Genomic DNA, 23,383 nt, shown 5'->3' with positions numbered 1-23,383 from the left:
ACGTAGTTTTGAAATTCATGACCGACCACCATTGCTAGATGTTTTAAATACGAAAAAGTTTATCTGCTTCCTGATATAACCTTAGCCGAAAGTCATTATCATCAAATTTTTTATGTTCATCTAAATACCAATATATTCTTTTTTCATTTTTTTCTTCAGCGGCCAGCACGAAACACTCATGAAGCCTCCGATAGTAAATATCAAAGCTTTCATTTGGATGAATTGGACTAATTGCTGCATGAAAATCCAAGCTTATTTTTTCTCCTACAATTTCCTCAGCCTGTCTAGAAAATTTAGCAAATTCTTTTTTTACCCTATTAATAAATCCAATAGCTTCAAACTGTTCCCCTTTGATGAGAAATATAAACTCATCTCCTTTATTATATTTCCTATAAATCCGTTTCACAAACGAGTCTTGAATTTCTTGCTCCCTTTTATAAATTTCCTCATCACGACGCATGCTATTATATAAACTTTGCGCTATCAATTTCATTATTTTATCTCCTTTGTCATGCCCATATTTCTTATTTATTTTCCCAAAATTATCCAAATCTATTAGAATCAATTGATACAACCTATTACCAAGGTTTTCGATATCCATTCTAAATTTTTTTTCATTAGGTATTCCCGTGTAGACATCGACGACCTCTTTTTTCTTATTATCAGCTAGTAAAAACTCAGCACGATCAAGCTCTTTTTGAGTCATATTACGCTTGTCTTTCTCTCTATAGTAACAAATGTAGACTGTATAAAAAGTAAAAAAATTAGTGACAATTATTAAGAATAAAACAGAATATATATTTAGTATTTCTCCATTAGGGAATAGCTTATTCCACAAATCATCTTTATCAATAATAATAGTAAAAAGTGCAGTAATAACAGTCAATACTATCAGAATATTGGCTATAAGTTTTTTAGGCCCCATATAGTTGTTTAAAGTTATGACTAAAGTTAGTTTAATATCAGCTTTCCATCCCAATACTCTTTTACCCACCTATGCACTGATGAACGAGGTAAAGGTTATCTTTCCAAACGATGGAAGATTTTTCATGAGCGATTTGGGGATTTCAATGTTGAACATCCAGTTTCAGACGCGATGAAGGCTTTTTTAAAGAAGCAGGGTAATTCTAAACTCATCAAATAATCACTACATTTTTAAATTTTCCAAACATTTATTATTTCCTTTACTGATATTCTCTTTTTGATCGTGCCATCCATAGATTTTTCATTGTTCGAAATATAAATGACATGCTTACCTCTATTGATCTCGGAATCACTAGGAAATCTGTATAACCCAAAATCGAGACGCAGCCTTCTAGAAATTATTGGAAATATAATAACAGGACTATTATCCTTACCATGCTCTTTATAATGTGAATTAAAATACTTAATCCACGAAAGTACTCCAATAAACTCGTCATCTGAGATTTCATTTTCTGTTTCATCTTCTAGAGTTATATCATCCGGTAGCCTCTTTCTTATTTCTTTTAAATATGTTTTCTTATTCATTATTTTAATATGTTACTTTTTTTTGTGTGATCATAGTAAATTTTAATACTCCCTTTCTCGACGTAGTGAGTCTATCAGTACAGACACGGCTGATTTTATAAATCCAAACTGGCATTTATTTAATTTTCACTTGAATTCCAGAGGCAATATCCGTAATAATCAAATCAGTTCACCTAAGAGTATAAGAATACTGTGAAACTGAGGTTACATTGATTTTAACGCATACAAAAGAAGACCCTGTTGTGAAATATAGTCAATTAATTCTTTCTTTTTCCTTTTCTTTAGCATTTAGGACTTGTTCAATTTCTTTCGCATCTAAATTTTGTACAAAGGAGGAAAACCCTAAATCAGACATTGTTTCCATCTGATCAAAACAAACAAATCTTATATCAGTTGCAAGTTTTATTTTTTCGCAAGCCACAATTGGATCTACGGATCGATGCTGAACATTATATAGAAGAATATTAAAAGAAATAAGCATATCATGCGGAGCCAAACTTTGTCTTGCCCCAACAACATACGACACATTTGTACAGCAATAGAATAGGCTATATGCAACTTCATTAAGACCACCACGACAACACGAAAGAAAAATAATACAGTCTTCTTCAAGGCATCCTGAACTACATAGTTCAGTTCCGAAATCAAGCCAGTTATAATCGATCTCTCCGTCTTCGCTTCCAAAGCCCTCACGATTACCATGTGAGCTTAGATAGACATAATCGAAAGTAATTCCAGAATATAATATTTTGTCAATTTCTTGATTGCTTTTTGGGCAGTAATCATGGACTTCTATGTCGTAAAGTTCGCATTGAGATTTTATATTGTCACATTCTTGCTTTTCGCCGGCTATACCACAAGCTCGTAGAATAAGTATTCGTTTTCTACTCATAATTAATTATTGATTGTTGTTAATCGGGCCAGTCAAGGGAATTTCACCCTCGCCTTCTCACAGATCCGTGCATGAAACTCTCACCTCACAAGGCTCTTCATGTTTGTAAATCGTTTGGTACTAATAAGTACCTAAGGTTGAACCAATTTCCAATGCTCAAACGAGCTCGATGAGATGAATCACTACAGGCATCCCATCTGCTTCTTGTAGCAGAGTGTTCATATTTCGCGCTACTCACGCGACGAAAATCTAGTTGTTAGCAGCTGCACATTTACATTGAAAGTTGTTCTCTAAGTCCAAGATGAATTACAATTTCTTTATCAAAATCAAGTTCCGCTTTCGTGTCCCTATGAGACCATGTATAATATTCTTTGTTCTTAAACTTGTTGAACCACTTGTTGCCAATAACATTAAATTGAAAAAAGGAAACCATAATTTTTTCTAAGTCTATTCCAGGATAATGCTTTTGTTGACGTTCAAAATAATCTTTTAAATCTTTGAATTTAAAAAAGTGGTGATTGTAATTTTTTAGTAATTTGAATACCAAATCTATTTCGTGCTGCGAAACGTGTCCAAGCATTTCATTGCGAATTTCATCAAATAGATATTCTGAATATTTTGGCTTTAGTTCGATGAGTCCCTTCCACCCAAAATAACTTGAATGCGGATATTTTTCAATAATTAGATTTAGCAAAGTGATAACATCTCTGGGTCTAAACAGAGTTCTTTCTAATACGAATCTAGAGGGTTCTACGCCTTTTACATCTTGAGGGAATAAGGTTTTAAAAACTTCAAAATCCGATTTTTGATTTAAGAATTGGTTTGAACGTTTTGCCTTTTGAACAACTAAATGGATAAGAGGAGAATCAATATTAACTCTGTCTCCCCAATTAATATTAATTGTATTAGTTAATTTAATCTTGTTAAGGTCAGTATCATTAAATAATGAAAAAATATCTGAGCGAATTAGCAAGTTTACTTTTGCATCTATTCTTTTTGACAATAACTCACAGTTTATGGAATCTGTTGTTTTAATTAAACTAATTATTGAATTTTTGTAAAACTCGTCATTTTGAAATCTATCATCTAGTTCATAATATATTAATGTATACTTACTTTTGCTATTATTGAGTAATTTTAATACAACTTTCTCTAGGTCTTCCAAATAAGTTAAGTAACTGCTTTCACTGAACTTGGTTTGTTTATTTAACTCACCACCAATTTGTAAAATCTCTTTCAGGATTGAGCCATTTATTTTTCCTCCCTTGGTTATTTCTATAATTTTCTTTGCATCAATGTCTAGTGAATAATAATTTTCTTTAAAAAAAACTTCAAGCTTTTTTTTATTTTCCAAATCTTGAATTCCATTATCTTCAATAATTACTTTTGCAAAGTCTATCAAAATAATCCATCTCCAAATTGAGGTATATTCATTTGGGGAAATATCATTTGTTTTGAAGTTGATTAATTCGTGAAATCTAAAATCTTTATAAGATTTAATGTCACAAAACCATAACGCATTGTTCTCCGATTGCTTTTTTATGTACTCTGCCAGTATTGTCTTTCCTGCACCTTTTCGCCCAAGTATAATATACTTTTCTGGCTTTAGAATATCGGTATAATTATTATTGTAGTCTACAAAATACTTTTCAAAATCCTGTTTATATAAAGCTTCTTTTTTGCCGTCATTTACACCTAAATAAATGTCTGAAAGTCGTAATTTTGTCATTTGTCTATTTTTTGTGGATCTTTTTTTGTGTTGCTGCTAACATGTTATATCCGCAATTGCGGTTATTTCTTATATGGCCTTACAGACAATATCAACTATAATCTGCCTTCATTCTTTTATTTCCGAAGGTTATCCGACATTAATCGCTTACAAGTAATTACTATCGCTTTATGACTTGATATTATTTACCCACTAAATGATCCTATCTAATCCACATGCCGTCAGCAATAACTACTTCCAGCGGCAGCTTTCCTTGAGCATCTGGATCCGGCTTTGGTGGTGGCTCTGCATTGAGTGGATGCTGTCTGAATCTACCTCACCCCTTCCCTCTCCTAAAGAGAGAGGGCGATCGTGAGCTGTATAATTCAAGCTAGTGCTTCCACTAGATTGAGAGGTTCTCCGGATTTACGCCCGGAAGGATGATAAAAGTTGGCGTAGTTCCCGGATCCTGTCGGTCTCGGTATTTGAGAGCCTCAGGCGATAAAGAACAGTGGCAAGAAAAGGAATAAAATGATAGGAAAACATACCCTGTACTGGGTATTTTTTAAGGAAATGAGAGGAAATGTGAAGGAATTGGAGTGTTTTTTGGTCGATCAGCAGAATTATCACCACCTACTCCGCACCATTCATTAATGATTCAAGATTATTCATTCTTAGTTTTATGCAAGGGCAACTTTACTCCCACTTTCCATACCTTCTCGTATTGTATCACTTCGTTATCCTTTTTTGCCAACTCGCTGAGATCATCGCAGTGTAAATTCAAATCAGGATAAATTATCACGCATCCCAGTAGCAAGTCTTTATCAATGACTTTAAGCCGACTTCGAATCTTCCTTAGTCTTGCATATCCACTTACTTGCCGAATGTCAGTATGCAACCCATGATGACTTTTCCCGATATAGCCAGGCTTATATTTAGCATCAATGACTAAGGAATCTTGATCATCAAAGAATAAGAAATCCAACTCATTCCCATAGGTTCTTTCATGGTAAGTGATTTTAGATCCAAATTCTTTCTTCAACTTCCCCAAAACATACAGCTCAAACAGCTTACTCATATCAATCCAGTAAGGGGGAGTAAGAATAGTATTTTGATCTTGTACAGCATTAAGATTATAGCTGAAACGCTGTAGGATGAGCTTCGCCAACTCAGTAGCTTTTTCGTAGTTCTTATAAAAGGAATTGAGTTTGAAATGCTTTATTTCGTGAAGTTGAATTTCTTCCGAAACCTCTTCAAATGCTGGTTGAATAAAATTGAAGGTCTCCTGAATATATGCTTCTGACTCAAACCCCTTGATTGTTGTAAGATATCGCCTAACGAACGTTAGCGTTTTTTTCAATAGTCGATTATCCAACCCATCTACGCCAAATTCCTCATACTGGCAGAATGTATTTAAGTTTTTGTTCTTGACGAGATTTTGCTTAATCGTTTTACTTACTAATACTTTCCCCTTAACTTTTGCGTAAAGATTTCGCTCAGTTTTGTAATAACTTTTCTTTAGACCTTTTTTGACTATATCCTTTACTTGATTCAGGAATTGGATCATAATCAGTGGAGAAATCAAATCCTGATGCTTCTGCAAAGGTATCCATAGACTTTCAAACTTAATTTCAAATAGCTCTTGTGTATGATCGCGAACTTCTGGTTCTTCAAGTGCCTGGAACAACATTTTTAAAACATCAACACGAAACAACTCCTTCTCTTCCTGCACTGGCTTACACTCTTCACCTGATTCTTGATCAAATTTCGTATTTAGTTTAGATTCAACATACAGCCAATGCTCCCCCTCTTGAGTAGGAATCCAGTCTGCACCAACATAGTAAGAAGTGGATATGTCAATTTTACTCTCCTTTGCCACGAAGGATGCGCATACTCCATCTTTTCTCTTCTTTTTGAATAAGATTTCCTTTGAAAAATCACTTTCAGAAAAATCAAATGATGTAGATATATGCTCTCGTAGAGAAAACGGTTTCATAGCTCATCCAATTCCTGAATCACCTTTTGTACAGGATCATCTGAAATATCTTCATTACTTCTTAAGATCCCATCCTTTACATATTCTTTGAGAAGTGGAAGCACTTCGTACTTCATTTTGATCTTTATCTCATCCACCGCTGTCTGTGAGTCTGCTTTATCAGTCAGGAAGTAACTATGGCCAATCCAAACATCTTCTGGCTTGAAGTCCGCCATTAAGGTTTCTGCTCGCTTCGGAGTTGCTTTATCCGAGATCACCTCAGCATAGTTCGAAACAAACAACTTAGAAACATTTTCAAACATATGCTTCGCTAATGGATTTAAAATTGGATCAGTAGAAGGCAATACATCTACAAACGCAAACCTCCTCCGTATTGCATAATCGATATGCCCTACGCTCCTGTCTGCAGTATTCATTGTTCCTATCACATACAAATTTGGAGGGATAATCATTTTCCTATCGCCATCTACTTCATACATAGATTCTATTGGTTCCCCACGATACTCCAAACCATAGATCAATTCTCCCAAAACGGAAGGAAGGTTTGCTCTGTTGACCTCATCAATGATCAAAACAAAAGGAATCTCATCAATTTTTTGCTGATGATTTACAATGAGCGATTTTCCATTCATAAAAGCTTTGAATAGATCTAAAACCCTCAATGTATAACTTGCGTGTGATCTTGAAAGGGATGAAATGTTGGGATTTGTCGTTACATCTTTTCTGGTTTTCGCATCACTCAAATACAGTATCTTGATATCCGAAAAGAGTAAGCGAAGTCCGACACTGTGCCGCTTCCAGTTTTCTCCTACATATCGCACAGCATCCTCTTCTACCTGAAACAAATAGGTGCTTGTACCTTGCAACATTAACTTTCCTTCTTCTGACTCATCTATCTTTGTAGCCAAGTCCTCTTTAAAGTCATTAAGGTAGTTCTCCAGCAATTTCTCTTTAGACACTTCCTCTGGTTGCTTTTGGGAGTCATTATAATTTTGCAGAGCTACTTCTGCTAATTCCGCAAAAATCTTATTTATTGATCGGTAGGAAGGGTTTCCACCGTCTGTCTCCACAACAATACCTCTTACAAAATCCTCATAGGAATATGCGGGGTGAAATTGAATTAACTTTACATTTCCAATGACGAGATGCTCATTGATAAATTTGGCAATAGCAGCAGCATAAGGATCAGAGCCATTTTTTTGTCCGCCTTCCCAAAGCTTTATCTTATAGGCTCTTTGAATATCTTTGAAAGAGATATAATAATCCCGCCCTTCATTTTTTAACTGTACCTGAACTGCGGAATCAGTAATTGATAAAACAGTATACTCGGTATAGTTTGTTGAGCTAGAAATTACCAAGCCAGGTTTAATTAGCGCTGCAATATTTTCTACAGCTAATTCCTCTTTTCCAGTTAATTCACTTGCTATCCGCTTTGCCAATCTTGTCTTTCCTGTACCAGGAGGGCCCTGAAGAATAATTTGCTTTTTGTATTTGAGAAGAGGGATTAGTGTATTAATATTTCTCATGGCCTTTTCAGGGATTAAGGATTTTAATTTCCTGACTATTTCTAAATCAATAGAATTAGAATCAGGTTTCAATTGATAAATAGCTGGTATCTGGGCTGCTTCTCCGTACGCAGAACCTTTAAAGTTTAGGAAAAGCGAGTCTAATGCGGTTTTTCCTATCACTCGATTTAATTTCCTATAAAAAATACTTCTTGGCGCATTAGGAAATACTTTTTGTTCACAAGGTCCCGCTACTACACCTCCTAAATACAAAGCCTTATTTGCATTCGAGCCTTGAGCGATAAGAATAAAATCTCCTTCCAAAACTTGGCTGGTAAACATCTTTCCAAATTTATTTGATGAATCCCAGCCTATTAAAGCCACTTCTTCTTTTTCAATTAAGGCCTTCCAAAAAGCCTCTTCTTTTGAGCTATTAGAAGCGTTGGGTGAAACAATGTAAAAATTCATAAGTGTTAATTTAATCAATTAAATATTCAGCAATATCCCCAATACACACAAGCCCCATAAGCTTTTCACCAACCTTTCCAGAATGTGTGATGATCATACAATCCAATTGACTTCTCATCTCTTTGAAATTTCTGAGGTAAATCTCCGCTGCTTCATAGACTGAGATTTTCCCGGAAATCAATAAGTAGTTTTCTGCTATTTCTATATATGGAATAAATTCTGAAATATGAACCTCTGGCAAGATGACGTTCTCATTTTTCACCTGATCAAATAAGCATCTGGAGATTGTATTAGTTGAAATTACCTCTATCACTTTTTCCACAAAATCTAAAATTGGTGCTTGAGAAAAAACTTTTTGTTTAATTTCTGAAAGCAGATCAATCAATGGAGTTTTCTCCCTTACCGAAAAAACCTCAAACTGAAATATAGGAATCACCCGCTGAGGACTCTTAGTATTCCGCCAATATCCGCTGTAGCAAGCTGACAGTTTCATCGTAAGGCTCAGCTATTGCTTTTCCTTTTATCGATTGATGAACTATGGCATTTCGCAGATTTCCTAACTGATGCAGATCATCTTTGTACCTTCGCACAACTGGAATTCTTAGAACGAGCTGGCGAACCCTACTGGAAAATAATTCATATTTAATTTGTCCTAAAGCTTTAGCAAAGCTTTGATCCAGCTCATTATATATATCAAGGAATTTTTGTGCATTGGTCATATTTAGTCGCCGTAAGGATTCAACTTGAACCTAAGGATTGAATTTTCATCTTTAATAATGACCTTCGTTTTAGCTACTATCCTTATCCAAAAATGCTTTCTCAATTCCTCATCCACAAGACTGTACCGGTCTGGGAATCCTTTTATCGATTTCACCTTTTTTAAATTTTCTTCATTACTTTCTCCTAAATCAAGCAATTCCCACATAAGTGTATTATCAAGGAATTGAAGATTCTTAAATCGTCCATCATTTACATATCGTACAGACATCGAAGACTTTGGGACTATAATTAATTCAGAATTCCTATCATAGGTATTGTAGCTGAAAGTGAGCGGAAGAGTCAAGTCGTTTTTATCTGACTTAGAGCTTTCACTTTTAATCCAAAAATCAGGATATGCATTTCTAAATACAAACAAATAATTTCTTCCATATTTCTGCGTTAACTGACTGAAAGACTCTCGTTTAAGAATCTGCGCATTTATTGGAATTTGGGCATGGAAAAAATTATAATCGAATTGCATAATCTCCTCCTCAAACAAATAACCACTTATGGATTCAGAAAGCCCATATGCAGGGCTATACCAATCTGGAATTAAATACTTCCGGAGCTGTAAATCAGAAGCTATAACAAGTGTCTTCAATTCCTTTTGGACAATATCCTTCCTGTCGAATGGAGATAGATTTTTAGACAAAAAGTATAGGACGGACTTTTGTTTATATCTGTTTTCTATACCCGATATAAGGTCTTTGAAAACTTTATGGGGTAAGGGGGTTAACGTTTCACTTTTTTGAATTTGAGCTTGAAACCAATTTACCAATAAGTCCCAAAAAATGTAATTTTTTTTCTTCTCAGAGTCATTAATGGAAACACTTTCACCAATTCCTTTAAGAATCTCATCGGAAATACCAGCCATTGAATTTAAAAAAGAAGAATCCAATTGTAACCCTTTCAAGTCCAACAAACGTTTCATTGCTACTTCATCGAACTCGATATCCTTAAAAAGGAAAACTAAAATATCACCCAAATATTTATAACCAAATGAAGGCTCAATAATCCTGAAATTCATTTCACGCTTCAAATCCGAAAAAATAATGATCCACACCAATACATCATACATGGACTTAGGTAAGAATTTCCTATGATTGGACCATTGTTCATTCTTCCTAAGTCTAATTATCGCCTTCCTGAAATATGTTACATCTTTAAAATGTAACACTAAACTTAAATACTCCAAGACAAGACTTTGCATATTCCGAAACTTATACAATTGAATAGCGGTATCTTCTTCTGTTTTCAAAAAGTACTCTACAATATTTTTCGGCAGATATCCCGGAACTTCTATGTTTGAAACAATTTCAAGTAGTTTTTTATATTCTTCAAGATCACTTAAAAGAATAATTTGACTGCCTTTTTTTTTAACACTATCCAAGTGTTTATAGAATTCGGACTCCCGATCCTCATTCTTAAGTAGAGAACGAATATCATATAAATCAATTTCCTTAAAAGATAAATTACTTGTGGTCATGTTTGATAACGAATTCAAAAATTCATCAATCAAATTATCAGCATCAATCGAACTTAGATAAATCCATATATTCAAAAGATATCGTCTTATAAGAGAGACTTTCTGATAACTCAGCAAAGGCAAATAATAAACATAAAAAACAGATAAAAATAAAACCCCTCCGATAAATTCCTCATCTGGATATCCGCTTTCAATTTCCTTTTTAGAGAACAGTCCTTTTAATACTTCATAATAAAAATCACTCAGCAACCCAATAGATTTAAAACCTTCCTTTTCAAAAACACTCACTTTATGAACAGTTGAAGTCACTCTGGATAATACAATATTTTTTGTCCTTTTTAATTCATATTCTGAAGCAGTGGAATATAATTTTTTTAATATCCTGAAATAAATATCTATAACATTGTAATTCTTATAATTCTCGGAATTCAACTCATTTAACTGCCTGTAATAATCAAACTGATTTGGTTTTTCCACTATTAAGCGTGCCCATCTATCTTCTTTACTATTACTAAATTCAATTGTAGAATTTAAAAAATCAGTAAAATCCATTTTATCCAAATCCTCCAACCGATTCTCGTATCTACCATCTCTATTAATATATTCATTGAGGTTTGACCCTTTGAAAAAATCATCAAAAATTTCTGAGAACCAAATCATGTCCTCTGCTATAAGATCTTCCTCAGTGTTGTCAAGTTTAGAAAGCCATACTTTCAAAAGTCTTTCAAAAGAGACTCTAACCTCTCTGATTTTTTCCATTTCTTAAAAGTTTATTAATATTTGATTTCTCTTCATGTCTAACCAATTGTGAAAAATCACTGATTATTTTTTCAAGCTTCCTGAAGAAAAAAAACAAGAATCCTAGCGATCCCGTCATTGCTGAAAGCATTAATATTACAAACCATTTTGGAAGCGGATCCCAAAATGATGCAAAAGTAAGAACTACTAATATTGATAGCACATAGTATAACCCTTTATATTCACACTGTTCAAATACGACTGAAGTCACTTCTTGACTACTAAAATACTTTCCTTTTGCATCTGAAATAATTGAGAGTGAAATTGGGAATAGTAAAGCCACAATTCCAGTTAGCACCTCAAGATAACTTCCTATGTTATCCGCGCTCAAACTCCATACACTCACTTTGTCGACAATTTCAGGAAGCATTACTTTAGAATTAACGGCCCAAATAAGAATGGCCAAAACCAATAGAGATATTGCCAACACAGCCAATACCCCTACTATGACACTCATGATTTTAAGAATGTAGGCCATTGCAGTCCATTAAGCTTAAGTGATGACAATAATTGAAAAACCTTAAAATCTCCACCATTGATCTATTGTAGTTAATCATTTTTATGATCTTTAAATGTCGCTAACCCAAAGGCCTCATAGAAAACAAAATAATTATTGGTTCCTGATTTAATTATCATCTCGTTGGTTTTAGAAGACATGTTTTCAAGAATGGGTTTCTCTATGAATAGTTGACCTTTTCCAAGCTGGATTTCTTGATTTAGTAGTGAAACATTGTTTTGATCACTAAGAAATATTAAAAATCCATCTTTATTTGCCTTGTTAATTAATGGAATTACATCCTTTTCAGGATCATCAGAAATACTTCTTACGGGAAGCCCATTTGCATAATCAGGCTTAAATCTGTTTTCACGAAATAGGTGTAAAAACTCATTAAGTCGCTTAAGTGTACCTTCACTAAAAATTTCCTTCTCTTTTATTTCTGAAAACCTAACCTTAAACTTTTCTTCTATTTCCTTTAAGACCTGAAAGACAAGACGGGTACTCTGAAAACCTTCAGCATTTTTAAAACTACCTCCATTCGCATCCTGATAACCTTTTGGAAGTTCTTTTGAATAAATCTTAAAAGGTTCCCCATTTCCCAAAGCATTAATTGCATCGTACCATTTTAAAAGACCTGAAACAGATTCACAAATCTCTTTTGGTTTAATTGTTCCAGTATACGTGAAATTTGAGGTGCTAATTTTGGGGATAACTATAGTAAAGCAAGCATATTGATCACTTACTATTATTTTCAATCCAGCTTCTCCATATTTATAAGACCTTACATTAAGGTTTTCCAACTCTATTTTAGATTCAAAAAACACAATCCTTACTTTATCATGAATCCTCCCTTGTCTGAAAAACCTGAACTCTGGTATTGTTTCTTGATTTCCAACAACAAAATCACCGATTTTTAAGATTGCTTCATTTATAATTTGTTTCGGTATAAATAAATCATCAGCCCCATAACCTTTTTGCCAATCATTAATTCTTTTGCCAAATTCTTCTTGATCTGAAGTGACAGTTAAATTCCACGCTTTACCTGGCACAGGATTATATGTAAATAACCTTCCTCCTCCAGATTTTATACTGATGGCATCACTTAGTCCTTCATGTTTTAAGGAATTGATCAAGCCATCTGTATCCACTTCATCACTGCCTAAATGCATAAAACCCGTAGTCTTCCATTCTTGATAAAGTCTGGTTAAAAAGTCTATTCCGTTACAATCCAAATATTGAATTCCATAGCTCTCAAGTTTTGCCTTATCAGGATTGGAGAGATTTGGAGCAATTAGGTATTTGGGCTGCTGGTGCCTTTTTAATTTCTTGTGCAGATACTCAAATAGTCCTCGAACATTTAAGTCATTAAATCCATACCCGATAAAAATCACTCCTTTTTCGGTCAGCTCCACACGGACTTTACTCCAAAAAGGGTCTTGCCTTCCATTTCCATACAATTTAGAATAGTCAGACTCAGTTAATACAAGTTGCTTTGGCGAATTTAAATCTCCATGAATCTTGATCAATTTTCGTGAGTTCGCTTTTATTCGGGTAAGATCTTTTGAAGTTTTAAGAACCTCGATATCCAGAATATGCTCTTCAAAAAGTTTGTCGTAGTTTGTGGTAATAATAGTCTTTATGAAGGCCATTTTATTAATTATCTCATGAGAATCAGAAGGCTGAGGTTTTTTATGAAAAATCTCTGTAAGAGTTTTTATTAATTCTTTTCTGCCATTTTCCTGGTGATTCACATAGTAATCTGAAACTTTCAATAGGTCTATTTGTAAATCTTGCTTTTCCGTATCAGACAATCTTTGCCACAGTAATTCAGCCAGCTGCCCACCTGATGGATATCCTGCCTCCATAGATAATCCAGCACCAGCCCATAGGATCAGTTTACCTTTTAAGGCCATCTCCAAAATCTTCTCAAAAAGGTGCTCCTGATCTTCAATCATGTACAATTAAATATATAGAAAAGTGATCCTCGTGTTAATTATAACACTTTTTATATCTCCAATCCAACGAAATCCCTAATTTTCATTAGGACAGATTATGTCATTTACTGCTTTACCCAATCTTCTCGCCTCGGGACAGTAAAGTTGTTGTGTCACTCGGTGAAGATTGTAACTTCACCCTGATATTCAAGACAATTAATAATTGGTTTTTGGCTCGGTTTCTGGATCTAAGCCCAGAAGGATGTTATAAAAGTTGGCTGTTCGTCATCTACTAAAAGGATATTGCAAGAAAAGGGAAAAATTCCAATTTACAATTTCCCCTAATTATAGAAAAAACGAAAAATATCGCTTTTCTATAGTGCTTTCTGATACTATAGATATTCAGCTTCAGCGCAAAAATTGTTTGAGATCGAAAAAAAAACTGTAAATACTTCTATTGACAGATCCTCATCATGCTCGGATCGAACGAAAAATGTCAATTTCTGCCTGTAATGAGCATTTTGCCTTCTTTTTTATCACCAAGAGGCAATTATTCCTTCGTATAGTACGTAATTTGTAAATACAATATTTATATGTTATTTACATATAGGAATTCGCTAATCCCTTAGGAATTGACACAGTTCGACTTTATCAAAGAAATTGCCCGGTTTGGGCTGGAAAATGACCAGGAGAAGCTGAAGGATTCTCTTCAGGATCTGATCGAGCATGCCCGAAAAAGCAAGAAGACCAATCTGGCCATACAGCTGCAGTCCATTCTGAAAGATGCCATACGTCAGCATTCCGCTACCGGAGGATCGAAGGTCAGTTCGGGGATCCGTTTGGAGACTCCCGGACAAAAGGCTGTGGATGACCTGATCCTGGATCAGGTGACCTCAGACTATAGACTTACGGATCTGATCAGCAATGCACAGGTAAAAGAATCACTGGATCATTTTATCCTTGAACATCGCAAAAAATCACTCCTTCAGGCATTGAATCTCCCTGTGGCACACAAGATTCTTTTCTATGGCCCCTCCGGCTGTGGCAAAACACTGGCTTCGTATGTCATAGCAGGAGAATTGGAGAAAATTCTTTTGGTGGTCAATCTGGGAGCCATTGTATCTTCAAAACTCGGAGAAACCAGTAAAAATCTGGCAAAGATCTTCAAAAAAGCAGCAGCCGGGGACTGCATCCTGTTTTTGGATGAGTTTGATTCTCTGGGCAAAGTCCGGGACTACAGCCAAGACCATGGAGAAATGAAGCGGGTAGTCAATACTATCCTACAGCTCTTTGACTATCTCCCCCAGTCTACCATCGTAATCGCAGCCACCAATCAGGTAGGCATGCTGGATGATGCACTGGTGAGAAGATTTGATACACAGGTGGGTTTTGAAATTCCGGGTGAAGAAGAGATCGAGGAACTTATCCAGTTGACACTGAAACGGGGAGTGTTTTCCCTTGGCAGTAAAGCAGGTGTGAAGAAGTTGATCCAGAAGGCCAAAGGCTTATCCTATTACAGTATCCAAAAGACGCTGATCTCTGCCATGAAACGCAGTCTCTATAAACTAGAGACCGATCTGGTTCCAGCCAGAGTGACGATAGACAAGGCAATCTGGGAAAAGCTGATCGAAGCCGAAAAGGCTGCTTTGCTAAGCACAGGAAAGGCTTAAATCCCTCCTTCCACCGAAGATCCTGCCTCCAGATCTGCAATTGCCTGTAGTTCGTTCAATGCTTCGATATCATTGTAAAGCGATCCTGAAAGTTTGGAATTCTTATTTCTGGGGATTTCCCGTAATCCTATCACTAGAGAAAAAGGATGGTTTGATTTCTTCAAATGCCTAAGATCAGCTAGGGGGATAGCTGATTTTCCATAACACCGCATTGCAATGGCTACAGAGGGGTTATCTGCATCTAAGTGATGATTGGAAATATTGAAGCATATTTTCTGAACATTGGAAAAAACCCTATCCTCCACCCCGAAATGGTCTTCTGCCCAAGACACTCCCGATCTTAATTGAAAATTATCCAAATCCTGCTGAGACATGACAGCTATATCCGTTGGTTTGAATATCCCAAAGGAGATATGTAGCGGCAGGTAGGCTAAATGATTATTGGGTATGGGAAGAAATTTGTATACCAGCGTAGCAGTTAACTCAATTTTATTACTGGTGGACAATACCCAATCTGGAAATCTCAGATCGAAAGAATAAAAACCGTCAAAGTTGATGGTATCCTCGATCACAAAAGTGATTGAGTCCATGGTGTTTTCCCTGAATCTATCAGGGTTAGGTCTGCCGTATCCCGTCAGTTTACGGAACAACTTTTTAGTATCTGCTGAATTAAAATGCGTTGGATTTTTTCCAGCGGGCAATTCGGCAGAATTTATCAGGAGTGCTTTTATTGAAGTCATTTTAAGGGCTGGATATTCCTTTACCAGCTGGGCGACCATGGAGGTAATAAGGGGTGTAGCTAAGCTGGTTCCGGCCATTCTAGCAAAGTAGGGAGAGGAATGCAGTGGACTGGAGAGTACTTCCATTCCAGCTTCCAAGCTCAAATAATCCCCACCTTCAAATACCAGATCCGGCTTATTTAGGTGTTTATTATTCTGGGTGCCTTTCAGCTTTACATTATTGATTAGTGCAGAGGTATCCCAGTGTGATTTTCTGGAATAGAAAGCCGGATATTCTTTTGCGGGTGTGATTCCATCCGTTATTGCTTTTTCAAAATTACCCGATAGTGCACCAACTGAAAGGTTATTCATAGACTCTGAAGGCTCCTGAAGATTGGTCAGATCACAGGAATGCCCTTCGATCTCAGGAGTAGTCTGGTAAAAAAATGAGGGATAATGAGCGTTTAAATCCAGTGTTCCTTCACTGACAAAATATTCAAAATCTTCAATCAGGTAATTTCCGACTGAATTGATGATCAAAATATCCAGTTCATAGGCCAGTTTATCCAATTCAAAAGCAAACTTACCAATAGCTCCATTGTAAGGTTTTGCGCCTGGAAGATTTAAGGAAATATTAAAGATTCTGATATCATAACTGAGATAAAGCTCTCGAATGTCCTTGATCAAGGCTACTACATTCAGGTCATCATTTTGTTCATGAATTACCTTGAGCACTGCCAACCGGGCCTTAGCCGGAATTTCCTCAAGTGATAAATCATAAAAATCAGTTCCGAATGCTATGAGACCAGCTACTGCTGTACCATGGCCAACTTCATCCCAAAGAGCAGCTGTCCCAGTGTGGTCAATGGTAATATCCGTCATAAGCTCTGCGAGCGGCTCCACCTGAGCTTGAATCCCAGTATCTATCACGCATACTATGGGCAAGTCCTCTTCCACAGAAACTTCAAACCCATAACTACGGACAGGGGTGGCTACTGTTCCAGGTTTTATCACCGGAACTCTCGCAGAGGTGATCAGTCTGATAATATCAAAGTTCTCAACCAAGATCTTATCCAAGCCTGAAAAGCCATTTTTAAGAAAAAGGAGATTATCTTCCTGAGTGCTGGAAACTTCCACGCCTTCAGACTTTAGATAATCTGTTAAGTAATTCAGCTGCTCTTTTGCTTCAGTATATTCCAAAATATCGCAAATAGTCAAAACATACCCTTCCTGCCCAGAAAGAACACCTTTTCGTTGGGTGTCATCCAAAAGAAAGAAATCGCTGATCAGAGCCAGTCTGGAGAAAGGCTGCTTGCGGTGATCCGCCCCTTGCTTAAGCTTGCTAATTGTCGTGATATCTGTGAAGAAATTTTCAAACAGCTTCTTATCTCTTATGCTGAAGAGAACGTTTTTGTTGAAGTGACATAGTTCTATTGGGTATAAACCATAGGTCTGATAAAAGTGGTTTTCCAGCTTCTTATCGAAGGTTGCATAAAAATCAATCTGAATAATGTCTATGTTCGATGGAATCGGAAGCGTCTTTTTTCTGACCCTTTCAGCCACCGCTGAAGTATAAGCTTTTAGTTTTGTCGCCAGAAAGCGTTTTTTCTGTTCCGAAATGGGAGGATCCGGTTCCGGTTTCTCTTTATCTTTTTCAGAATCACGGCCTCTTGTTCTTTTAAAACCGCTGGTTTTCTTAGGGCTGTTGGTATAAAGTAGATGGGGATATTCAGGCATAAGGTTAAGACTTAAAAATCAAGGATAGAATATAACTAATTGATTTATAAATACTACTATCTGCACCTGGTATTATCCCGGCGTTTTATTACGCCGGGACATTATGCTTAGTCCATTTTCTCCTTTACAAAACTCGCTACGGTCATGCGGTTGACGCCCATCAGTCTGGCGATGGCGCTGTAGGAAACCTTCTTGTCCAGGTAGCGTCTGATTTTCTCCTCCTTTCCCGTAAGTTTCAGCGATTTGGACTTGCTCCCTTTGGGACGGCCCAGTACCTGACCTTCTGCTTTCCTACGGGCCAATGCTTCTTTGGTACGCTGGGAGATAAGGTTGCGCTCGATCTCCGCCGATAAGCCAAATGCAAATGCGAGAACCTTTGAGTTGATGTTATTCCCGAGTTCATATTTCTCTTTGACTGTATAGACCATGATGTCTGTTTCCATGCAATCGTGTAGAATCTTCATTATCTGCATCAAATTCCTACCCATCCTTGAGAGCTCCGACACGATTAATGTATCCCCCTTTTTCATTTTTTTGAGCAACTTGCCGAATTTCCTTACTTCCATCTTTTTGGTGGATGAAATGGTTTCTTCCATCCATTCATCGATTTCCAGCCCTTTTGTTTTTGCGAAATTCAGAATCTCAAAAGACTGATTTTCTGTTGTTTGCTTATCCGTGCTTACACGGATGTACCCATAAATCATAGTGATCAGTTTAATAGTATATAATAAGTAATCAGAAAGCGGGCAATAAGGGGATTCAGCCCTTAAATCCTAGGTATTTTTGATAAGAGATATAGAGCGTTTTTATCGGGCAGAACAGTGTGCCTCAATCTTCCTTCTCTTCTACCTCAGGCTGGGTAATACTTTCAGAGATTGAAGCTAGGATAAAAGCCAAAATCGAAGAGGTTGGCACACCTCTTAAGGATTGGGATGTCCAAATCAACTATGGCATCAAAACAGGCTTTAATGAAGCTTTTATCATTGATCAAAAAACACGGGATCAATTGGTAGAAAAATGCCCTAAAGCTGATCAGATTATACGGCCGATTTTAAGAGGCAGGGATATTTCAAAGTACAGTACAAATTTTGCAAACATATATATATTATATATACCATGGCATTTTCCGCTTCATTTAGATAAATCAGTAGTCGGAAATTCTACATATGCGGATATAAAATTTAAAGAATTATATCCTGAAGTTTATAATCATCTAGAGAAACATAAATCAAACCTTGAAAAGAGAAATAAATCCGAAACTGGAATAAGGTATGAATGGTATGCTTTACAAAGATGGGGAGCAAATTATTGGGAAGACTTTTTTAAATCTAAGATAGTATGGGGAGAAATTTCAGATACTTCTAAATTTGCCTACGTCGAAGATGGTGTTTTTATCGAGGCAACTTCGTTTATGATGACAGGGAAGAATTTAAAGTATTTGCTGGGTATGCTCAATTCCAAGTTAGCTGAATGGTATTTTAATCAAATAGGTACTGCAACTGGTGTCGGAACAAATCGATGGAAGAAATATACCATTGAACAATTACCTATATGTTTGCCTCAATCCAATACAAAAGATTATTTTGAATCACTAGTATCGATAGCGGCAAACAATCCTACACCAATTATTTTAGAAGAAATAGACAGAACTATTTATAAAATGTATGGGCTTGTTGGTGATGAAATTGAATTTTTTAATAAATAGAGATAAGCAGATATTTTGTTAAAATATTGAGTATCAGGTATTTAAACTATTTCTATAAAACCGATAATTTCTCTTTCCTCAGTATCTAAATCGTATAAATCGAAAATCAAACTATCAATTTCTTTCTCATCTTCGATTGTTGGTAGATTTAACGATTTCTTATATTGTATATTTTTCACAAGGGAAGTCAGTAGGGTGTTATAGTGGTTTGTTGGAGCCTTAATTTTAATCTGTTCCATAAAAACCTTCCTTAATTCTCTGGTTCCACCAAGAAGTTCTGGAAAATTATCACTATAGCAATATTTGAAAATTGATGAGTTTAGAAAAGCCGTAAGATATTCTATCATTGACCCTGAAAGAATAAAGCACTTATTATTTACATAGAAATTTTCTTCTTGATCAAAGTAAAAGTTTAAAAACTTGGTTATTTCAGGATATATGACTTTCGGCTTAGAAAAATCCTCCATATAAATACAGCTTCGTAGGTTATAAGGTGTACTTCCTTGATCAGTTCTTGCTATAATTTTTTGAGAAAATTGGTTGAGGTATTCTTTTATTTCTGGATAATCCTCAATATTAATTCTAGGAACCTGAACCCCATTTGGAGTGGTATACCCGTTATGTGTAACGATCAAATACTGGTTTCCCCAATTCCCAAAATATCTCTGAATATCCCTGCCTCTTAAAATCGGCCGTATAATTTCAGCATTTTTAGCTGAAGCCTGCACCAGCCGATCACGCGTTTGCTGATCAATAATAAAGGCCTCATTGTACCCGGTGAGGATTCCTCTATATATGGAAACATCCCAGTCTTTCAATGGAGTGCCCGCTGCTTCTATCTTTTGTTTTATCCGCTCTTCTATGGGTGAGAGGATCACCCATCCGGCACTTTCGGAAAATGATTTTTGAACCGAGAAGTTCTGCCCGATAAAAACGCTCATTTTTTCCAAGCTACCAATGGACTTATTGATCAGGCAGGTTTGCACTGAGCCGGAAAAAGCTTCCTTCTGTGCGATCAGTATATTGGTATCCACCGTAGCAGAGGCAAAGACCTGATACCCACCAAAATCAATCAACTGCAGCGGGTTGGTTTTCTCCAAAAAGAACTTCCTCAGACTCTGCCCGTAACTTGCCCGCATCCACTTGTTGGAGGTAATAAACCCTAGGTAGTAACCCGGCTTCAAAATATTTATACCTAGCTCGTAAAAGAGCGAATAGATATCCCCCGTGCGTACATAGGTCTCGAAACCCATTCTTTGAAGCACATCGGCATCCTCCCCCATCTTCTGCAGTTGGATATAAGGGGGATTCCCAATGACCACCTCAAATCCTTCAAAGTCTCCTTTTGAATCCAAGACCTCGGGAAATTCGATCCTCCATTCAAAGGCATTTTTATAGATTGCATTGCTTTCTACTTCTTCGATTTCCGCTTCGATCTTGGCGATTTTGGCCTCCCATTTTTTGGACTCTGACTTTACGTCCTTTTGGCTTTTTTTCTGACCGAATAAATCAAAGTTATTTTGTAGTAAGGACAACTGCCCCCTGAACTCTGCCAATCGCTTACGCTTTGGATCTCTACGGCTGACCGACTCTCTAAACTGCTCCTTGATTTTTCTGATAAATTGCTTTAAATCCTCCTTAGCTTCCTTATTCGGCGTGTTCTTATAGCTTTCGACTGCATCTTGGTAGATGGCCACGCTGAAATTCTGCTTTCTGAACACCTCAGACAGGTCTTCATTAAGTGGGTATTTGGATAAGAGCGAGTTGCCAGATTTAATATTGATATCGATATTCGGGAGGGTTTCCAGCTCAAGGATTTTGCCCTGCTCTCCGTCTGCTGCCACTTTATAATAGGCGTTCTTCAGCAGTTCAATCCAGAGTCTTAACCTGCATATCTTTGCAGAATTGGGGTTGACGTCCACTCCAAACAAACATCCTTCGATGATCTTGCGCTTCTCATTAAAAATGGTTTCCTGAATTCGTTGGGTGTCACTATCGACCTTCCAGAATCCGGCGGAATCTTTTTTGACCTGATAGTCAAAGAAGTCCTGAGTATTTCTTCGGAGAAGTATAAGCTCGTCATTGGCTATCGTGACCTGAATATCCGAGATTACCCTGCCCGAGCTATCTGCCAAAATCCCCAACTCAGCTTTGATCAGAATCAGCTCATTCAGACTAGATACCAGGAAGTGGCCCGATCCCACTGCAGGATCGATGATTTTGATACTATCCAACAACTTATTGTATTCGAGAATATCCGAGGTCTTTCTTCTATTCCCGATGTAATTATTCAGATCATCCAGATTATCAATATCCCAAGAAAAGGCATCCTTGAATTTTTTAAGCACTGCCCTACGGATAGTCTCCTTGCACATATACATGGTGATGGCACCCGGTGTATAGATAGCTCCATCCCTGTAGCCATTGATCTTTTCGAAAACAAGCCCAAGAACAGCTGCATTGATAATGGATTTATTCTCCTCCTGCACATCTTCTTTTCCTACCGAAGAAAAATCATACGCATCCAAGAATGAGAAAAGATACTCCAGCGGATTCAGCTCCTCTTCAAAATTCTTGATTCTCTTTTTCAAGATTGACGACTTAAACGTCTTCATTTTAAGATTGTCATCCAACGCATTTATGCGAAGGGTTTCCTTTTCAAGTTCTGATATTTCGAAAAGAGAACTGTTTAAATATGGGATATGAGAAAACTTACCCTGAACAAATTCGGACCGATCTGATGCCTGTAATGCAAGCACCTGAAAGAACAACTTATACAGTTCGTCGAAATTGGGAATGGTGCGGAAATTCAAGAACTTAAATTCCTTGTTTTCTTGATGATACCTCAGCAGCTGAGCTTCCAGCAGCTTTAAGAAAAGGATTCTGTTTATCCATGTCAGGCAGAGCGAGAGCGCGATATTGAAAATTCTGTCCTCATTACTTTTACCATACTGCTCGATAGAAGACACAGATCTCCATGTTCCTTCGAGATGAAGTAGACTAATGGTATTTTCCAGCAAAGAGCCTCTTTCCCTATTCTCCAAGGGGAGTCTTCTGATTATTTTTTTGGATTGCTCCTTTGTCTCCTCCAGTCCTACGATATGAAGCAGCTCGGCAAAAAAACCTTTATCCAATGTATTGCTGTCGCTGACAAATGGAAGTTTTAAAAAATGGACCGGTGTGAAGAATTTATATAGGGGAATGAGTTTTTTGTCATTCCGATCACCTTCTGTCTCAATAATCTTCAGGTAATCTCTTAAGTCAAAATGGGTAAAAGCAATTTCCTTGTCCAGTTCCTGTAAAAAAGGCTTGGCAATCTCATTGTAGAACAGGTCTGTCTTAGAGCTTATAGATTGACCTGCATCCCATTCTTTGTAGGCTTTTTGCAATCGGGTGTTTGTGGTAAATATTTTCTCAAAAAGTGTGGCATCAAACACAAACCATTCATAGATGTTTGTAATGATCAAATTTGTCAGGGAGTAATTCTTATTATTTACCCGTTCTCTAAGGAAATAAAGAATCAGCTCATGCATGGCCCGGGTGTTAAGGTTTTCCCGGGTAACCATTTCTGCCTTGTTTGTAGGTTTCTTTACTTCAAAGAGCACTCCCACGGGTGAGCTGGAAGTCTTGTCCAGATGGATAACAAAATCAGCTTTATCCTTGGTAGCGACTAGGTAATCTGGGTGATAGAAGGTGTTTTTCAAAAAATCCATGAGGAAAATCTTAACATGCTCCTCAGATTCCTTTTCATTTATCTGTGAGATCAGTTGCTTCAAATTAGCTTTAAACCGATCTAAGTCTTGGCGCAGTGGCATGATCAACCGATATGCCTGATCAAGACTGCTTTTAATGTCAAGGATAGAAAATGTCATTCTGGGTATGGATATTTAAAAATCATGTTAGGTGTTAGATTTCCTAAGATAAAAGTTTGTCGGTTAAAAACCCCCTATTTTATTAAGCAGTATGGGATAAATGGCGGGCTATAAAACGGTTAATAA

General features: G+C 36.6%; 16 protein-coding genes. 2 read left to right on the top strand and 14 right to left on the bottom strand.

All coding sequences use genetic code 11. The features are described 5' to 3' along the window. Positions 1 to 43: 43 nt before the first annotated feature. From J2X69_RS01995 to J2X69_RS01945, 11 genes are all read right to left on the bottom strand, one after another. Positions 44 to 994 (bottom strand): diguanylate cyclase domain-containing protein, encoded by a 951-nt coding sequence (locus tag J2X69_RS01995; protein ID WP_310097622.1) that lies wholly within the window; start codon positions 992 to 994, stop codon positions 44 to 46. Positions 995 to 1,155: 161 nt separating this feature from the next. After that, the gene (locus J2X69_RS01990) at positions 1,156 to 1,509 is read right to left on the bottom strand and encodes a hypothetical protein (protein WP_310097619.1); all 354 of its coding nucleotides are present in this window, start codon (positions 1,507 to 1,509) and stop codon (positions 1,156 to 1,158) included. Between the two features lie 253 nt (positions 1,510 to 1,762). Further along, positions 1,763 to 2,401 (bottom strand): hypothetical protein, encoded by a 639-nt coding sequence (locus tag J2X69_RS01985; protein ID WP_310097616.1) that lies wholly within the window; start codon positions 2,399 to 2,401, stop codon positions 1,763 to 1,765. A 271-nt stretch (positions 2,402 to 2,672) separates the two neighbouring features. After that, complete coding sequence (locus tag J2X69_RS01980; RefSeq protein ID WP_310097614.1) at positions 2,673 to 4,130, bottom strand: P-loop ATPase, Sll1717 family; 1,458 nt, start codon at positions 4,128 to 4,130, stop codon at positions 2,673 to 2,675. Between the two features lie 643 nt (positions 4,131 to 4,773). Next, positions 4,774 to 6,105, bottom strand: coding sequence for a 5-methylcytosine restriction system specificity protein McrC (locus J2X69_RS01975; protein WP_310097611.1), 1,332 nt, complete (start codon positions 6,103 to 6,105; stop codon positions 4,774 to 4,776). Next, positions 6,102 to 8,078: an AAA family ATPase gene (locus tag J2X69_RS01970; RefSeq protein ID WP_310097608.1), complete on the bottom strand. Its 1,977-nt coding sequence runs from the start codon at positions 8,076 to 8,078 to the stop codon at positions 6,102 to 6,104. Before J2X69_RS01970 ends, J2X69_RS01975 begins: the two co-directional genes overlap by 4 nt. A 10-nt stretch (positions 8,079 to 8,088) precedes the next feature. Beyond that, complete coding sequence (locus J2X69_RS01965) at positions 8,089 to 8,514, bottom strand: hypothetical protein (protein WP_310097605.1); 426 nt, start codon at positions 8,512 to 8,514, stop codon at positions 8,089 to 8,091. 13 nt (positions 8,515 to 8,527) lie between these two features. Further along, positions 8,528 to 8,797, bottom strand: a complete 270-nt coding sequence (locus J2X69_RS01960; RefSeq protein WP_310097602.1) for a hypothetical protein — start codon at positions 8,795 to 8,797, stop codon at positions 8,528 to 8,530. A gap of 2 nt (positions 8,798 to 8,799) precedes the next feature. After that, entirely contained in the window at positions 8,800 to 11,082 is a 2,283-nt protein-coding gene (locus J2X69_RS01955) for a hypothetical protein (RefSeq protein WP_310097599.1), read from the bottom strand. Continuing rightward, on the bottom strand, positions 11,060 to 11,578 hold the full coding sequence (locus J2X69_RS01950) for a hypothetical protein (protein ID WP_310097596.1): 519 nt from the start codon (positions 11,576 to 11,578) through the stop codon (positions 11,060 to 11,062). The genes J2X69_RS01955 and J2X69_RS01950 overlap by 23 nt, the downstream gene beginning before the upstream one ends. A gap of 92 nt (positions 11,579 to 11,670) precedes the next feature. Further along, entirely contained in the window at positions 11,671 to 13,575 is a 1,905-nt protein-coding gene (locus J2X69_RS01945; protein WP_310097593.1) for an SIR2 family protein, read from the bottom strand. A 611-nt stretch (positions 13,576 to 14,186) separates the two neighbouring features. Between J2X69_RS01945 and J2X69_RS01940 the strand changes: the two genes are divergently transcribed. Next, entirely contained in the window at positions 14,187 to 15,224 is a 1,038-nt protein-coding gene (locus J2X69_RS01940) for an ATP-binding protein (RefSeq protein ID WP_310097590.1), read from the top strand. On the opposite strand, the gene J2X69_RS01935 is transcribed toward J2X69_RS01940, so the two are convergent. Both J2X69_RS01935 and J2X69_RS01930 read right to left on the bottom strand, forming a co-directional pair. Further along, entirely contained in the window at positions 15,221 to 17,680 is a 2,460-nt protein-coding gene (locus J2X69_RS01935) for a S8 family peptidase (protein WP_310097586.1), read from the bottom strand. The genes J2X69_RS01940 and J2X69_RS01935 overlap by 4 nt on opposite strands. Before the next feature lie 107 nt (positions 17,681 to 17,787). Then, positions 17,788 to 18,384: a master DNA invertase Mpi family serine-type recombinase gene (locus J2X69_RS01930; RefSeq protein ID WP_310097583.1), complete on the bottom strand. Its 597-nt coding sequence runs from the start codon at positions 18,382 to 18,384 to the stop codon at positions 17,788 to 17,790. Between the two features lie 119 nt (positions 18,385 to 18,503). Between J2X69_RS01930 and J2X69_RS01925 the strand changes: the two genes are divergently transcribed. Then, positions 18,504 to 19,385 carry a TaqI-like C-terminal specificity domain-containing protein gene (locus J2X69_RS01925; RefSeq protein WP_310097580.1) on the top strand — a complete coding sequence of 294 codons (882 nt, stop codon included), beginning with the start codon at positions 18,504 to 18,506 and terminating at the stop codon, positions 19,383 to 19,385. Between the two features lie 41 nt (positions 19,386 to 19,426). On the opposite strand, the gene J2X69_RS01920 is transcribed toward J2X69_RS01925, so the two are convergent. Next, positions 19,427 to 23,257, bottom strand: a complete 3,831-nt coding sequence (locus J2X69_RS01920; protein ID WP_310097576.1) for an Eco57I restriction-modification methylase domain-containing protein — start codon at positions 23,255 to 23,257, stop codon at positions 19,427 to 19,429. Between the last annotated feature and the right edge of the window lie 126 nt (positions 23,258 to 23,383).

Source organism: Algoriphagus sp. 4150, assembly GCF_031457395.1.
GTDB lineage: Bacteria > Bacteroidota > Bacteroidia > Cytophagales > Cyclobacteriaceae > Algoriphagus.
This window is presented reverse-complemented; position numbering and strand designations above follow the sequence as displayed.